The following is a 15,406-nucleotide window of genomic DNA, read 5'->3' as shown; positions in this document are numbered from 1 at the left end:
AGCCCGCCCCGGCCAGCGCATCCACCCACGCATCGCAGGCGTTGCGCCAATAGCCGTTGTTCCGGTATTGGTTTTCGCTGCGGTGGACCAAACTGGCCGGGACGGCCGAGCCGCCGCGCGGCCGTGGCAACATCAATCGCGGTGTTGCCCGCGCCGATGACGAGCACATTTTCTCCAACGACACATTCCTGCATTTTCTGCAGGCGTGTGGGCATGATGAAATCCAACGCCTCGTATACGCCCTCCATTTCTTCACCGGGAATCCTCAGGGCCGCGGTTTTGCCCAATCCCACCCCAAGAAAAACGGCATCGTAATCGGCGAGCAGTTTCGTCACAGGCAAATTTGCTCCGATTGGCGTGTTGGTGCGGATGTCGATGCCGATTTGCTTCACGTATTCCACTTCCGCGAGAGCGAAATCTGTCGTCATTTTATACGCGGCAATGCCATAAGCGTTGAGTCCGCCGGCAATTTCTTTCGCCTCGAAGATCACAGCCTCGACGCCGTGTTTCGCCAATTCATGCGCGCACGCGAGGCCAGCCGGGCCCGCGCCGATCACGGCGACCCTTTTTCCGGTGTCGGCGCCGCGTTCAAAGAACTGCACGCCTTTCGCCATCGCGTGATCGGTGGCAAAACGTTGCAGCAATCCAATTTGAATGGGTTTCTCATTCAAACCATGCAACACGCAATCTCCTTCGCACAAGACTTCCGTCGGGCATGCGCGCGCACACGCTCCGCCCAAAATATTCGCGGAAAAAATCGTGCGCGCGGCCCCAAGCGGGTTGCGATCTAAAATCTGGCGAATGAATTTCGGCACGTCGATGTGCGTGGGACAGGCGCGCGTGCAGGGCGCATCGTAACAAAACAAACAACGCGAGGCTTCGAGCAGCGCTTCGTTACGGCTCAATGCCGGCGCGATGTCAGCAAAATTCCTTTCGAGTTGCTCGGGATTGAGAGGGGTCGGTTGAATGGCCATGGGAACCTTGCGTTTGTCATCATTCGAATGTTAAAAAATCTCACCGCAAAGATGCGAAACGCGCAAAGCCCTCTAAAAGCTCTCATTGTGAGTATTTCGCGAGCTTTGCGTTCTTCACGGTTGATGCTTTTGTTTTCGATCACATACTCTCGCTAAATCTCTTGCGCGGGATAAAACGCCCCGCGCCTCTTTCTGCGCGCAGGTCGCCGTCTTTGTAAACCAGTATGCCGTTTGCAACCACATGCGTCGGAACGCCGGTCACTTGAAAACCTTCGAAAATACTGCGATCAATTTTGTGATGCTGCGTCTTCGCGCTGATCGTGCGCGACTTCTTCGTGTCGAATACAACAATATCGGCATCGGAACCAATGGCAATTGCGCCTTTGCGCGGGTACATGCCAAAAATACGGCACGCATTCGTCGTGAAGAGATTCACAAATTCGTGTTCACTGATGTGCCCCGCGCTCACACCGTGATGCCACAACAGACTCATGCGATCTTCAATTGCCGCGCAACCGTTGGGAATCATCGTGAAATTGTCTTTGCCCATAGCTTTCTGCGCCATCGTGAACGCGCAATGATCCGTCCCGGTGGTTTGAATCATGCCGGCTTTGATGCCATCCCATAGCGCCTCGGGATTGCCCTTCGGTCGAAACGGCGGACTCATCACATACGCCGCGGCCTCGAAGTTCGGTTTTTGATACACACTGTCATCGAGCAAAAGATGATTGATCAAAGACTCGGCGAACACGTGGCGCTGCCCGCGCAAACGCGCGGCAATCACCGCATCGAGTGCGGCTTTGCACGACATGTGCACAATATAAACCGGAATGCCCACAATCTCTGCCATGCGAATAATGCGATTCGTGGCCTCACCTTCGACCTCGGGCGGGCGCGAGACGGCGTGATACTGCGGTCCAATTTTACCTTCAGCGAGTAGCTTGCGCTGCAAGTTCCACACAACGTCGCCATTCTCCGCATGGATTGTGGCAATGCCATTCAACTCTTTGATGCGCGAAAAGCTGTGATAGATTTGATCGTCATTCAGCATTAACGCGCCTTTGTAGGCCATGAAATGTTTGAAGCTGGTAATGCCGCGATCACGCGCGACGATTTCCATCTCCTTCGAGACTTGCTCGCTCCACCACGTGATGGCCATGTGATAGGAATAATCCGCGACCGCGACCTTCGCCTTCTCATCCCAATCTTTGAGCGCGTCGAGCAGCGATTGATTGGGATTGGGAATGCAAAAGTCGATGATCGAAGTCACGCCGCCGCAAAGGCCGGCGATCATGCCGGATTCGAAATCATCCGCGCTCACCGTGCCCATGAACGAGAGCGCCATATGCACATGCGGATCGAGCCCGCCGGGCATAACGAGTTGATTGCCCGCATCAACGACTTCGGCACCGCTGGGCACATCAAGTTTATCGCCAATCGCGCGAATCACACCGTCTTCGCAATAAACGTCGGCGCGATAGCGATCGGAGCCGGTGAGTATTTCACCGCCGCGAATGATGAGTTTTGACATGGTTGCTCTCCTTCATCTATCAGAATTGCTCATTAGAATTTTTCAAATGACAGAAACATGGTGGCCAGAAAAATGTTTACTATTCGCTTCATTCCACCTTCATAAATTGTTTCAAGAAAAAACACGCTATTGTTCCACAATAAACGTCTCTATGTTCGCGAAACTGAGCGCTTCAAACATGCAGCGAAGCTGATTCGGCTTCACCGTATGGCCGCCAACATTGATGGCGCGGAGGAAGGCGAGGTATTGGGGCATGGGAAGGCTATCCGTATTTTGAACTAAACAGCCCAGCTTGATAACGAAATTGGAAATCAACCGACGCTATAAGCGTTCATGCTCTATTATTTTTTACTTCCTACTTTTCGTTTTGACGACTGGTGCTTTCTTTTTAACTTTTTTGAACGCGCTTTTTTATCTGCAATTTTTCTTTGATACTTCTTAACATCCTTCAATTGTGACTCGGCGCGTTTGGCGCGCGATTTATTCTCGGCAGCCTCACGCTCCGCTACTTTTCGTCTTTCAGCTTCAGCCTGCGTAGCTTGGTGAGCTAGTTGCAGTGCAGCTAATTGGCGCTTCGCCGGAGATAAACGTTCTATTACCGATTCTATCGATTCCCCATATTTGTCTGCAAGGTTCCTTTCATATAACTCATGCTGCTCACTGATGTCGATTTTCGTCTGATCAATAGTAGAGCTAAAGACCTTCGCGATAGTTTCCTCATCTAAAACACTTACTCCCAACTGCGCAATCCCCCAGAGTATGGTTTCAAATGCGCGGGAGGCAGACGTTGGCTCATCCATATGGTAGAGTGTAGTTGTAAATCGCACAAACGCTTCCGGTTGCCATGTAATTCGTTTACCTGGTTCAAGAAGGTTTAACATTGAAGTGTTGCTGATAAACCAAGCAGGAGATTTTTCACTTTTTTGTGAAATGATATAGTATTTCCCATCGAGTTCATTCGCTATTATTACATACGCTTCGGCCTCTGGAAGAGCTTTTTTGTAAGCATCATCTATTTTATAGTCCACCTCTATTATGTCGGCTTTCTGCAGCCTTTGAATTATCTTTTGAATATAGTTTTCCCTATCCGAGAAATCAAAATCATGGAAACCAGGCCAGTCTTCATAAGAAACGACCTCAATTCCAATTTTCGATAAGGCATTTCTTAAATCGCTCTTCCTCGGATTCAGTGTTTGAAATATCTTAAACAGATAGCCATCCCAATCACATGAGTTTCCGGCTGCTTGCCATCTTATAAAACCTTCCATGAATTGATTCGATTTCTGGTAAGGGAGATCTCCTCTTGCGGCAGCGCCTATATGATAGCTATCGCATCCGTGTTCTTCTACGACCTTTCGTGCAAATTGCACATGGCTCCAGGTTTCATCAAAAAGTCTTTCAGTCGTGAAAAGGCGGATTCCGAGTGAGTGCAATGTCAAAAAACAATCCCTAAACAAGGCGTGTGTCTGTGCAGCTAGAGCAATTGATGGAATTTGCGCACTTGAATCTACTAACCATACGGTGTTCTTTGCTTGATGCAAACGTTCCATTGCAACATCACCGAAAGCGCCAAACGCATGAAATGCAAAAAATCCTTGAGAAATTCTTCCAAGATACTCACGTTCTGCTGATTCTGCCTTGACGAATGAATCCAGTGAAATAGCACAAAAAGCTTGACGTTTCAGGGCATCATCGTATCTCGCCGATGCTTCAGTAATAAACTTAATAATCGAACTAGGCACAGCATTTTCCCTGGGTACTTTTGAATTTGTAAAAAGCAGTGTTGCGAGAGTCAGCCCACCCTCTCGAAAGTAACCAGCGAGTGACGCTTCAATATCCGATGCAATTCCTTTTGCGTCTTCATGATCAATTTCTGGAAACTTTCGTTTTATTCTTAAGACCAGTGAATCATAAAAGCGCGCACGCAAATGCTGAAAATCCCGATTATTCTGTGAAATTATAAAGTTCGCTTTTTCACTGACCGTATACTTGTCTCCTTTTGTGTTAAACAAGCCTTGCAGAACCGTTTGCTCTCCAACGATTTGCGAAAATTGCTTAGTTAACGATGTTCCTTTTGGCCAGCCAGCGATTCGAAGACCTTCTTCTATTTCGAACTCTCCCAATTTAATCAATTCTGGTATAACGGCCTGGAGTGCCGCCGTTGCAATCTCGATTCTTTTTTGATTAAAATCACTCTCGGAATTTAGTTTGTTAAAAACGTAGAAGCCGGGTGCAGCAGCGTGTGTTCCGAGAGGAGAAGAAGAAATCTCAGCAATACGAGTTTGAATGTGAACGGCAGTCCTACTCTGCATAAATTCAGTTACAGTGTTGACCAATTGAAATAGATTTTTGTGATTACCATTTTTATTGCTGTACGTAACTACTCGAATTCTAAACTCCTCCAAATACTTCTGTTGATCCTGAAAGCTCACATCAGGAGCAATCCAACAAATGGGCTGAATGACACCTGCTCCCTTTTTCGCAGCACGCAAAATGTGCTGGATGTGAGGATCGGTTAAGGAATGCCCAATAATAACAACTGGTTTCATTTGAAAAACTGACGTCAGCTTGGTGCGCCAATATTCCCACGACTCCGAACTGCTAATCTCATCGTATTGACTAGAAGTCAGAACCAATCCTTGTTCAGACTTTAAATCGCCGTGCAATTTAAAAATTGCACCTGAGACAGTTGGGTGAAGGTAACTCAAGCTGTCTTCTGAATTACTATAAACGCGATATGCAACGCCCAACTTTGCCAAGCTCGTCTGAATTTCATCGTCATAATTTGTAGTCAAGTATACCTCAATCGGCCACCGTGCAAGCATTTCATAAATTTTCGCCGTCTCAGTTGGTTTGAGCTTCTCATCAAGAGAACTGATCAGTTTCTTAATGCCGATCGCTCTCTGAGCCTGTTCAAAAACTTTTGCAAAGTCTTTCTTCGCATGTGCTTCCTTCAGTTCTGGAAGCAGCGAGTATTGCCCCTCTACCTCGACTAGTTGAATTGCGAAATTTGCAAGCCTTTTCGAATCGGGATAGCCCATCTCAATTGATGGACCACTTCCAACGAGAACCCACGCTTTTCCTAACCTCAAGTACTCTATAAGAGTGCTGTCCATATTCCAATCTTCCCAAATTACATCTTCCCAAGACAGTTTCTAAAATCGCCGATTGAATTGTTTGAACGAAATCTTGACCTATGCCCCCTCAACCTCCCCCAAAACCTTATCCAATGTCTCACACACGAAATCCGCATCGCCCTTCGTAATGCACATCGGCGGTTTGATACGTAGCGTGTTGCCGAACAAACCGCCTTTGCCGATGAGCAGGCCGTTGTTCTTCGTGCGTTCCATCACTTCGGCGGTTTCACTCGTGGCCGGCTCTTTCGTCTTGCGATCTTTTACCAACTCCACGCCGAGCATCAAACCCAGGCCGCGCACCTCGCCGATCAAGCGGTGTTTATCCATCAATGCCGTGAGTTTTTCTTTCAAATAATTGCCCACCATCTCAGCATTGGCTTGCGTGCCGTCTTTGTCGATCACTTCCAGCGTTGCCAATCCCTGCGCCATCGAGACCGGATTGCCGCCGAAGGTGTTGAACCAAATTTTTTGCGCCATCACATCGGAGATTTCGCGACGCGTTGTCACCGCGCTGATGGGCACGCCATTGCCCAGGCCTTTTGCCATCGTAATCGCGTCCGGCGTGACGCCCCAATTTTGAATGCCCCAATAATGTTTGCCCGTGCGGCCAAAGCCGGTTTGCACTTCATCGGCAATGTACAAGCCGCCATATTTTTTGACAATGTCATAAACAATCTTGAAATATTCCGGCGGCGGGGTCACGGTGCCGCCCACGCCTTGAATCGGTTCGCCGATGAAGGCCGCGATTTTGCCGCTGGTGTTGTGTTTGATCACGCTTTCAACGTCGCGCGCGCATTGCACATCGCATTCGGGATAAGTTTTATTGAAGGGGCAGCGATAACAGTAGCCGGGCGCGACATGATGAATATTGCCCGTGGTCGGAATTGGATATTTCCACGTGCTGTGCCCGACCAGGCTCATGGTTGCGAGGCTCGCGCCGTGATAACCGTTGCGCAGCGCCAGCACATCGAGATTGCCGGTGAACAAGCGCGACATGGTGATGGCCAAATCATTCGTCTCGCTGCCGGAGTTGGTGAAGAACGTCACTTTCAAATCCGGAGCAGGCATTTTCTCAGCAAGCTTTTTTGCCAGCAGCGGCATCGCAGGATGCAAATAGATCGTGGTCGCGTGCTGCAATTTATCCATCTGCGCTTTGGTTTTGGCAATCACCTCAGGATGGCAGTGACCCACACTGATCGTGACAATGCCGCCGAGCGCGTCGAGATATTGCCGTCCGGTTTCGTCGTAAAGATATTGCATGTGGCCGCGCACCAGATTGATCGGCTCGCGGTAATACATGAAGGTGGCGGTGGGCAGGTACTCTTTACGAAGAGCGAGTACTTCATCGCGGCTCAATTCCGGCTCGGCGTTTGCGCCTGGCGTGTTTTGGCCGTTGGTGTTTGACGAAACCTGCCGTGATTGAGCAGGGGCAGAGGGGGAGACTGTTTTGGCTGGCATGGCCGGCTCCTGATCGGTGAGGGTGATTTTTACTGCGCTTGACGAGAGGAATTTATGCGCGCTGGCGAAAAAGACGCATCAAGGTACAAAACCGCGTTTGGAAATGCAAGGGAGTATTGGCGAATCCCGGCAAACGCCGGGCACTTTTAATAACGATGAACAGCTTTGGCAGTGGGCGTGTATCGTCAGAGGCGGCCAACTACCCGTTTACCTTCCGTAGCCTTTCCTCTTGACTTTTCACGAGGGGTTTGGCTTATTGACGCCATTCTTTCCCATTGGCTGAACTTGATCAAGCACGACCGGGGCATTGCAATTCCATTTTTTGAAGAAACCAGCGGCGATTGCAGAATACATAAATCAACAAAACAAGCGGTTCTCCTTTTCCCAGAATTGAAAGGCTCAAGATGCCACGCTATTTTGTGACAACCCTGCTCCTGCTCAGCATGATTTTGTCGCATCACGCGGCAAATGCCCAACAAGATGCTGCTGTTTCTTCCGATCCAAGCACGGAAGTACGTGTGCCGGGCAGCCGCTACCAACGCGGCGGCTTGCACAAGTTTTTCTTCGGCGCGCATTATCGTGACGTGTGGTCGACTCCGATAAACGTGCCAAAACTTGATCTGAATACGTTTGCCGGCGGTCTGACGCCCACGAAAAAAGGCGGCGGTATGCAAACCAAGTCGCTACGGTTTGATGCCGGCGATGGCCGCGAGTTTGCGTTTCGTTCGCTGGATAAAAATCCCGGCGCAACGCTGCCGCCCGAGTTGCGCGAGACGGTTGCGGAAGATATTGTGCAGGATCAAATCAGCAGCGCACATCCCTATGCCGCGCTCGTCGTGCCTGCCATTGCAAATGCCGTAGGCGTGTTGCACGCCAATCCCATTCTTGTCATCATGCCGGACGATCCGCGCCTGGGTGAATTCCGCGAGGAATTCGCAAACATGCTCGGCTTTATCGAAGAACGCCCGGAAGACGGCCCCAACGGGCAAGCCGGTTTTGCCGGCTCGAAAAAAATTGTCGGCTCGGATGATTTGTTTCTTGAGCTGCAGGAAGACAACGATGATTTTGTCGATGCGCAAGCCTATTTGCGCGCGCGTTTGCTGGATATTTATCTGGGCGACTGGGATCGCCATCCCGATCAATGGCGCTGGGCGCGCTTCGAAGAAGGCAAGAAAAAAATCTGGCAGCCGATTCCGCGCGATCGCGATCAGGCCTTTGCCAAGCTGGACGGTTTATTTCCGTCGTTTGCCGAACAACGCTACGTGGTCAAGCAGCTTGAAAATTTCGCCAAGAACAAGCCCGATATCGTGAGTTTGACCTATTCCGGTCGCCATACCGATCGTAAGTTTTTGCCCCGGCTTAACGGCGAAGAATTTCATAACGTTGCAAACCAGTTTGTTGCGAGTTTGACCGATTCCGTCATCGAGCATGCCGCGCGCCAACTGCCCGAGCCGGTCTACCAGATCAGCGGCCCCGCACTGGAGAGCAAACTCAAACAGCGCCGCGATTACATGAAGGAAGCCGCACACCGGTATTATCTTCATCTCGCAAAATATGTCGAAATCAAAATGAGCGACACGCCGGAGTATGCCGAAGTCCATCGCGATAGCGATGAGACGATGACGATAAAGATTTTCAAGTATGACAAGGACACCGGCGAAAAGAAAGATGATTTGCTGTATCGCCGAACCTTCAAACGCGCGGAGACGCGCGAGGTTCGTCTGTTCATGATGGGCGGCAAGGACAAAGTCGTGCTCAGCGGCAACGCGCGCAAAAGCATCGCGGTGCGCATCATCGGCGGCAAAGGGGAAGATGAAATTATCGATCAGTCAAAAGGCAAAACCGTTGTCTACGACGTCGCAGCGAACACGCAGATCATCAAAGGCCGCAATACCCAATTGCGGCTCGGCAAAGTCGATTCGCTTGTGAATCGCCATGAGGACAAACCGCTGAAGCCGGATTATGGATTCGAAGGCAAGCCGATTCCATTTCTGGCGTATACACCGGATGATGGTTTGTTTATTGGACACGGCCAGGCGCTGTATCACTATGCCTTCCGAAAAAATCCCTATGATTACAAGATGACATTCCGCGGCAATTTTGCCTTTGCCACCGGCGCATTTCGCGTGCGCTACACCGGCGATTTTGTAGAGGTATTCAACGGCGTGCGGCTCGGCGTCGAAGCCAATGCCGCGGTGCCGCGCGAAGTGCGCAACTTTCACGGGCTGGGCAATCAGGCGCCGCGCTCGCAAAGCATTGCCGGCGCAAACGACCTGGTCGATTTCTATCGCGTCCGCTCGCATGAATTCATGTTCAAACCTTCCCTGCGCTTTGATGTGAGTCCGCGCACGCATATCGCCGCCGCCGGCGCGTTCAAGTATCTCAACACTGATTTCGAAGACAATACGTTTATCGAACAAAGCCGGCCTTACGGCGTCGAGGCGGCATCTTTGCTCGAACTGAGCGGCCGCATTGAAGTTGACTTGCGCGATCTTCCGGTCGCCACGTCCAAAGGTGTTTATCTGGGCGCTGGGGTAGCGCATTTCCCCAAAGCGTTTGACAATGACAGTTCCTTTACCAAAAGCTTCGCGGAGGCCCGGCTTTATGTCTCGCCCGTAAAACTGGTCACATTCGCTCTGCGCGCCGGCGGTGAAAAAATCTGGGGCGCTTTTCCTTATTATGAGGCGGCGTATCTCGGCGGCAACGGCACGTTGCGAGGCTTTCGGCGTGAGCGCTTTGGCGGCGAAGCTTCGGCTTATGGCAGCGCGGAGATGCGCGTGTTTCTGTTTCGCACGAAAGTGGTTTTTCCCACGGACTTCGGCGTCTTTTTCTTTGGAGATGCCGGCCGCGTCTGGCTGAATGAAGACGAATTTAGTGATTGGAAAGATTTGCACACGAGCCTGGGCGGCGGCATATGGTTCGCGCCAATCTATCGCATCTTCACGTTCGCGATTGGCGCGGGAAATTCTTCCGAAGGCAAACTGATCACAGCCGGTGGAGGTTTTTCGTTTTGAAATGTTCCGCTACGGTTTAGCCATAACGACAACACTGTAGGCGATTAGCTTTTCAAAGTTAGAATAAAATTCTGAAAGTGTTTCGCCCACTAAAATGAAATCCCACCGAAAAGGCTTTTGCTTTTTTTGTGGGAGTTCAACTTTTGTGGGCGAAATCCACAAAGCTGCTCGAGGAGCTTCGATTTTCAGCTTGTCTGAGAATCGGTGTAGGCTGTTACCTTAATCTGTAGAAGTATTCTGTTGAAAAATCATCCCCTGCGGATCTTATGAAGTTCGAAGCCAACTAGCGAGTACTTCACAAAATGCTTGCCGAATGACAGGGCGAAGAGGGAAGCATATGTTGAGGTAACAAAGCACCGCTCTTCTTCCGATGCTGCAACTCCTCTCTCCAATCTTTTCGTTCCCCGCCTGTAAAAGTTCTTAAACACTTTGCTTAAATTCAATAAAGAACAAAACTCATGCCATTAAGTCGGGATTAAAACTTGACAATGACGCGGCTAATATTAAATTAGTGCGCTGTTGTTTAGCAAAGGTTGCGCCAATTCTTAATTCATTGCAACAATCGGCATATTGAAATGGCAATCACGATTGATGAAGTAAAACATCTGGCAAAGCTGGCAAAGCTCCGGTTCGAAGAAGAGGAGTTGCCGAAGATCGCGCAAGAGTTGGATGCCATTGTCGGCTACATGGAGCAACTTAAAGAGCTTGACGTCACGGACGTCCCGGCCACCTCCCATGTGCTGGATTTGTACAACGTTTTTCGCGCCGATAAAGTGGAGCAAGAGAACACCGCGCAAGATATTTTGCAAAATGCGCCGGCGCAAAAAATGGGATATTTCAGCGTGCCCAAAGTCATTGGCTGAAAGAAATCGAGCGTGACAGATTCAAACGATCGTTGATCAGGATTGTGCATGAAGGTATTAGGAGTTATTCCGGCGCGCTTTGCTTCGACGCGATTTCCGGGCAAGCCGTTGGCGGCCTTGTTGGATCGCCCGATGATTCAATGGGTGTACGAACGTGCGAGCCAATCCGCCACGTTGCATGAGTTGTGCGTCGCGACGGATGACGATCGCATCGCGGAAGCCGTTGCAAGCTTCGGCGGCCGCGCCGTCATGACGAGCAAGGATCATGCGAGCGGCAGTGATCGCATTGCGGAAGTCGCAAGCACGATACGGCCGGCGCCCGATCTCGTGGTGAACATTCAAGGCGACGAGCCGATGATCGATCCCGCCGCAATTGATTTGGCGGTCAGCGTGACTCTCAGCGACGGCAATGCAGAATTCAGCACGCTGGCGTGCCCGATTGCGCGCGCCGAGGAATTGCACGATCCCAACACGGTGAAAGTCGTGCTCGCGCAAGATCACACGGCGCTCTATTTCTCACGCTCGCCCATTCCGTTTTGCCGCGACGCGCAATCCGGCAAAGCATGGCTGGAATCCCATCAATATCTCAAGCACATCGGTATTTATGTTTTTCGCCATGAGTTATTGATGAAATTTGTGAAATGGCCGCCCGGCCACCTCGAGCGCGTCGAACGTCTTGAGCAATTGCGCCTGCTCGAGCGTGGCGTTAAAATTCACGTGGCGCGCACCGAGTATGAAGGCAAAAGCGTCGACACGCCCGCAGATCTCGAGGCCGTGCAACGCAGCCTGGGAGGCGCGAAAAGATAACCTTCGGCCGTTTCGTTTTCGTCAGGATAAGCAGTTGAGCAGGGAATTGCCTCTCTGCTCGTGAACAACCAAAAGCCGTTAAACCATCGGATCTTGAAACCAGGAAAGAAAGTGTGATGCCGAACAAGAACACCAAGTACATCTTCATCACCGGCGGAGTGGTTTCGGCTTTGGGGAAAGGTGTAGCCTCGGCGGCCATCGGCGTTTTGCTGAAAGCGCGAGGACTCAGCGTGTCGATGCTCAAGCTGGATCCTTACATCAATATCGATCCCGGCACGATGAGTCCCTATCAGCACGGCGAAGTGTTCGTCACCAACGATGGCGCGGAAACCGATTTGGATCTTGGCCATTATGAGCGCTTCATCGACCTGGACATGTCGCGGAAGAACAACGCCACCACCGGCCAGATTTATTACACCGTGATCACGAAAGAACGCCATGGCGACTATCTCGGGAACACGGTGCAGGTCATTCCGCACATCACGGATGAAATCAAGAATCGCATCGTGGATGTTGCCCGCGGAAACGGCGTTTACGATGTCGTGATTACGGAAGTCGGCGGCACCGTCGGCGATATTGAAAGCCTGCCGTTTCTAGAAACGATTCGGCAGTTTCGCCTGGAAACCGGCGTGGAGGATTGTCTCAACATTCATTTGACGCTGGTGCCGTACATTCGCGCCTCGGGCGAGCTGAAGACGAAGCCGACGCAGCACTCCGTGATGAAACTGCGCGAGATCGGCATCCAACCGGACATTTTGTTGTGCCGCCTGGAAGGCCATCTGTCTTACGACTTGCGCAAGAAAATCGGCTTGTTCTGCAATATGCCGGCAGAATGCGTCATCGAAGCCTGCGATGTTTCCTCGATTTATGAAATTCCGCTGATCTTCGAAGAGCAGGGCTTGGGCAACATCATCGAGCAACGCTTGCAGCTTCATCACGGCGAAAGCGGCGCGAGTCGCCGCGTCGATCTCGAAGCCTGGCGGCAGCTTGTGGATAAGATCAAAAATCCCCGGTACACGGTCAACATCGCCATGTGCGGGAAATATGTCGGCCTGAAAGATTCTTATAAAAGCATCTCCGAAGCCTTTGTGCACGCCGGGGTGGCGAATGACGCGCATGTGGAATTGCATTGGATCGACACCGAAAAAGTCGAGCAGAATGGCGTGCCGCCGGAATTCAAGAACATGCACGGCCTGGTGGTTTTACCCGGCTTCGGCAGCCGCGGCGTCGAAGGCAAAATCAAAATGATTCAAACGGCGCGCGAGCAAAAGGTTCCGTTTTTGGGCATTTGTCTCGGTATGCAGTGCGCGGTGATCGAGTTCAGTCGCAATGTGTGCGGCTTGCAGGCCAACAGCACGGAGTTCGAGGAACAAACTCCTCATCCCGTGATCGACAAAATGGAGACGCAGGTCAACATCAAGCAGATGGGCGGCACGATGCGCTTGGGCGCCTATCGCTGCGAGCTCAAGGCCGGCACACGCGCGCATGCAGCATACCGCGAATCGGTTATTTATGAACGCCATCGCCATCGCTGGGAAGTGAACAATCGTTACTTGCCGCAAGTGCAGGAACGGGGCTATAAAGTGAGCGGCATCAACCCCGAAACTAAGCTCGTCGAAATTATGGAATTGGAAAATCATCCGTGGTTCGTGGGCGTGCAATTTCATCCCGAGTTGCGCTCGCGCGCGCTCAGACCGCATCCGCTGTTTCGGGATTTCGTGCGTGCGGCATTGGAGTTTGCCATGAAGTAAGGCTCAGCCACCTTTTGAAAGAGGCGATCTAGGTCTGAGAAAGATAGGCTGAATCTTCTGACGCTTTTGGACGCGATTGAAAAATCGTAGCGTCGCAGCCAGAACCTGTACAACCATCATTTGCGCAATTGCAGCATCAAGATTTGAATGCAAGTGATAGCAGCCCCGCAACCCGGTTCCTTGAGATGATGTAAACTTTAAAAGCATAATAAAAAGAGAAACAAAATGACGCGAGTCGTTGAAGTCGGCAAGCTCAAAATCGGCGGTGAACACCCCATGGCGCTGATTTGCGAGCCTGTGTGATCGAGGACGAAAAGTCATATTCGAAACTCAAGAGTGAATGAAAATTCCGAATGCGGAACGCGCGACAATCGACACTCGAAAATTGCGCGATTACTGCCTCAATCCAAATCACGACGAAGGCAAACATAAAGCGCGTCTATTCGCAGCAGCATTGGGTATGACTGCTAGCGATGCTAAGGATTTACGCGACATATTATTGCGCGTGATTGCGACGCACGAAGATGCGCGGTTGGGACGACGTGATCGCTACGGCCAACGGTACCTGTTGGACTTTATGATTGAATGGCGTGGTCGGCGTGCGATGGTGCGAAGCGGATGGATTATTGAACATGGCAAGGATATCCCAAAATTGACGACATGCTACCCTTTATGAATTGAGAGGTGATTCATGACGGACACGATCAAATTGCTCGACGTGGTCGCACTGACGGCAGACCTGCCCGAATACAATTTACGGCGAGGGCAAGTCGGTACCGTCGTTGAGATTCTTGCCGAGGGGAATGCTTTTGAAGTTGAATTTTGTGATCGTGAGGGCCGCATGTTCGAGTCGATCGGCCTGCGGCCGGATCAAATTATGGTTTTACGTTACGACCCGGTCAACGGCAATTCAGAGAAGGAAACCGTTTTGGTCTAACTGAAAATTTGTTGCTTATCCGGCGCAGTATTTGAGAGGTGCTGAATGAATAAATTCCTTCGAATCCTATGACTCGCACCATCGACATCGGCAAAATCAAAATCGGCGGTGATCACCCCATGGCCCTGATTTGCGGGCCGTGTGTGATCGAAGACGAGAAAACCATGATGACGGCCGCCGAGCGCATTTGCGCCATTGCAGAGAAGCTCGGCTTCCCGTTGATTTTCAAGTCCTCTTATCTTAAAGACAATCGCTCCTCAGAATTGAGTTATCAAGGACCGGGCTTGAAAGCGGGACTCGCGCTGCTGCGCAAGATCAAAGAGCAGTTTCACGTTCCCGTCTTGTCGGATATTCACGATGCGCACGACGCCGAAGCCTGCGCCGAAGTTTTGGATGTGATTCAGATTCCAGCGTATCTATGCATGCAAACGACGCTCACGCTCGCTGTGGCGAAAACCGGGCGCGTGGTCAATGTGAAGAAAGGCCAGTTTCTCGACCCCGGCGATATGCGTAATGTCATTCAAAAAATCGAGCGCGCGGGCAATACCAAGATGATTCTCACTGAGCGCGGCGCTTGTTTTGGTTATCACAATCTGGTGGTCGATATGCGTGCGCTCGTGACCATGCGCAATCTCGGCTATCCGGTGATGTTTGATCCCACGCATTCGGTGCGCGTGTATGGCCTGCCCTCGTCGGATCCGCGCGGCGGCAAACCGCAGTTCGTGCCGGCGCTCACGCGCGCCGGTGTGGCCGCGGGCTGTGATGCACTGTTCATTGAAGCGCATCCCAATGTTTCAGAAGCCAAATGCGATGCCGCAAGCCAGTGGCCGCTTGACAAGCTCGAAGCGCTGCTGGAACAGGCAAAGACGATCGCAGAAGCCTCGCGAAAATTTTGGTGAAAATAATTACAGCCATTCCCCGGGCATTTTGCAGG

General features: G+C 51.1%; 13 protein-coding genes. 7 read left to right on the top strand and 6 right to left on the bottom strand.

Going from position 1 to position 15,406, the window contains the following annotated elements:
• From FBQ85_04475 to FBQ85_04455, 5 genes are all read right to left on the bottom strand, one after another.
• Nucleotides 1-974: FAD-binding protein (locus FBQ85_04475; GenBank protein ID MDL1874412.1), on the bottom strand; the 974-nt coding region annotated here is incomplete at its 3' end.
• A gap of 139 nt (nucleotides 975-1,113) precedes the next feature.
• Entirely contained in the window at nucleotides 1,114-2,505 is a 1,392-nt protein-coding gene (gene hydA / locus FBQ85_04470) for a dihydropyrimidinase (GenBank protein ID MDL1874411.1), read from the bottom strand.
• Between the two features lie 126 nt (nucleotides 2,506-2,631).
• Nucleotides 2,632-2,760, bottom strand: coding sequence for a DUF1697 domain-containing protein (locus FBQ85_04465; GenBank protein ID MDL1874410.1), 129 nt, complete (start codon nucleotides 2,758-2,760; stop codon nucleotides 2,632-2,634).
• Nucleotides 2,761-2,846: 86 nt separating this feature from the next.
• On the bottom strand, nucleotides 2,847-5,621 hold the full coding sequence (locus tag FBQ85_04460; GenBank protein ID MDL1874409.1) for a hypothetical protein: 2,775 nt from the start codon (nucleotides 5,619-5,621) through the stop codon (nucleotides 2,847-2,849).
• A 78-nt stretch (nucleotides 5,622-5,699) separates the two neighbouring features.
• Nucleotides 5,700-7,100: an aspartate aminotransferase family protein gene (locus FBQ85_04455; GenBank protein ID MDL1874408.1), complete on the bottom strand. Its 1,401-nt coding sequence runs from the start codon at nucleotides 7,098-7,100 to the stop codon at nucleotides 5,700-5,702.
• A gap of 404 nt (nucleotides 7,101-7,504) precedes the next feature.
• Between FBQ85_04455 and FBQ85_04450 the strand changes: the two genes are divergently transcribed.
• The 4 genes from FBQ85_04450 (at nucleotide 7,505) to FBQ85_04435 (ending at nucleotide 13,535) form a co-directional block, all read left to right on the top strand.
• Entirely contained in the window at nucleotides 7,505-10,114 is a 2,610-nt protein-coding gene (locus FBQ85_04450) for a hypothetical protein (GenBank protein MDL1874407.1), read from the top strand.
• 575 nt (nucleotides 10,115-10,689) lie between these two features.
• Nucleotides 10,690-10,977, top strand: coding sequence for an Asp-tRNA(Asn)/Glu-tRNA(Gln) amidotransferase subunit GatC (gatC, locus tag FBQ85_04445; GenBank protein MDL1874406.1), 288 nt, complete (start codon nucleotides 10,690-10,692; stop codon nucleotides 10,975-10,977).
• Between the two features lie 48 nt (nucleotides 10,978-11,025).
• Nucleotides 11,026-11,784 (top strand): 3-deoxy-manno-octulosonate cytidylyltransferase, encoded by a 759-nt coding sequence (gene kdsB / locus FBQ85_04440; GenBank protein ID MDL1874405.1) that lies wholly within the window; start codon nucleotides 11,026-11,028, stop codon nucleotides 11,782-11,784.
• Nucleotides 11,785-11,900: 116 nt separating this feature from the next.
• Nucleotides 11,901-13,535, top strand: coding sequence for a CTP synthase (locus tag FBQ85_04435; protein ID MDL1874404.1), 1,635 nt, complete (start codon nucleotides 11,901-11,903; stop codon nucleotides 13,533-13,535).
• 3 nt (nucleotides 13,536-13,538) lie between these two features.
• Here the strand turns inward: FBQ85_04435 and FBQ85_04430 are convergent, their stop codons facing one another.
• Entirely contained in the window at nucleotides 13,539-13,856 is a 318-nt protein-coding gene (locus FBQ85_04430) for a hypothetical protein (GenBank protein MDL1874403.1), read from the bottom strand.
• Nucleotides 13,857-13,875: 19 nt separating this feature from the next.
• On the opposite strand from FBQ85_04430, the gene FBQ85_04425 reads away from it, so the two are divergent.
• The 3 genes from FBQ85_04425 to FBQ85_04415 all read left to right on the top strand — a co-directional run bounded on the left by FBQ85_04425 (nucleotide 13,876) and on the right by FBQ85_04415 (nucleotide 15,371).
• Nucleotides 13,876-14,211: a hypothetical protein gene (locus FBQ85_04425; GenBank protein ID MDL1874402.1), complete on the top strand. Its 336-nt coding sequence runs from the start codon at nucleotides 13,876-13,878 to the stop codon at nucleotides 14,209-14,211.
• A gap of 15 nt (nucleotides 14,212-14,226) precedes the next feature.
• Complete coding sequence (locus FBQ85_04420) at nucleotides 14,227-14,472, top strand: DUF4926 domain-containing protein (GenBank protein MDL1874401.1); 246 nt, start codon at nucleotides 14,227-14,229, stop codon at nucleotides 14,470-14,472.
• A 68-nt stretch (nucleotides 14,473-14,540) separates the two neighbouring features.
• Nucleotides 14,541-15,371, top strand: coding sequence for a 3-deoxy-8-phosphooctulonate synthase (locus tag FBQ85_04415; GenBank protein ID MDL1874400.1), 831 nt, complete (start codon nucleotides 14,541-14,543; stop codon nucleotides 15,369-15,371).
• The last annotated feature ends 35 nt before the right edge of the window (nucleotides 15,372-15,406 follow it).

It is taken from the genome of Cytophagia bacterium CHB2 (genome assembly GCA_030263535.1).
In the GTDB taxonomy this organism is placed as follows: Bacteria; Zhuqueibacterota; Zhuqueibacteria; order Zhuqueibacterales; family Zhuqueibacteraceae; genus Coneutiohabitans.
This window is presented reverse-complemented; position numbering and strand designations above follow the sequence as displayed.

Coding starts and splice junctions, on each gene's coding strand:
- FBQ85_04455 (MDL1874408.1), bottom strand. CDS start 7,100: ATGCCAGCCAAAACAGTCTCCCCCTCTGCCCCTGCTCAATCACGGCAG.
- FBQ85_04425 (MDL1874402.1), top strand. CDS start 13,876: ATGAAAATTCCGAATGCGGAACGCGCGACAATCGACACTCGAAAATTG.
- FBQ85_04450 (MDL1874407.1), top strand. CDS start 7,505: ATGCCACGCTATTTTGTGACAACCCTGCTCCTGCTCAGCATGATTTTG.
- kdsB (MDL1874405.1), top strand. CDS start 11,026: ATGAAGGTATTAGGAGTTATTCCGGCGCGCTTTGCTTCGACGCGATTT.
- hydA (MDL1874411.1), bottom strand. CDS start 2,505: ATGTCAAAACTCATCATTCGCGGCGGTGAAATACTCACCGGCTCCGAT.
- FBQ85_04415 (MDL1874400.1), top strand. CDS start 14,541: ATGACTCGCACCATCGACATCGGCAAAATCAAAATCGGCGGTGATCAC.
- FBQ85_04435 (MDL1874404.1), top strand. CDS start 11,901: ATGCCGAACAAGAACACCAAGTACATCTTCATCACCGGCGGAGTGGTT.
- FBQ85_04430 (MDL1874403.1), bottom strand. CDS start 13,856: ATGACTTTTCGTCCTCGATCACACAGGCTCGCAAATCAGCGCCATGGG.
- gatC (MDL1874406.1), top strand. CDS start 10,690: ATGGCAATCACGATTGATGAAGTAAAACATCTGGCAAAGCTGGCAAAG.
- FBQ85_04465 (MDL1874410.1), bottom strand. CDS start 2,760: ATGCCCCAATACCTCGCCTTCCTCCGCGCCATCAATGTTGGCGGCCAT.
- FBQ85_04460 (MDL1874409.1), bottom strand. CDS start 5,621: ATGGACAGCACTCTTATAGAGTACTTGAGGTTAGGAAAAGCGTGGGTT.
- FBQ85_04420 (MDL1874401.1), top strand. CDS start 14,227: ATGACGGACACGATCAAATTGCTCGACGTGGTCGCACTGACGGCAGAC.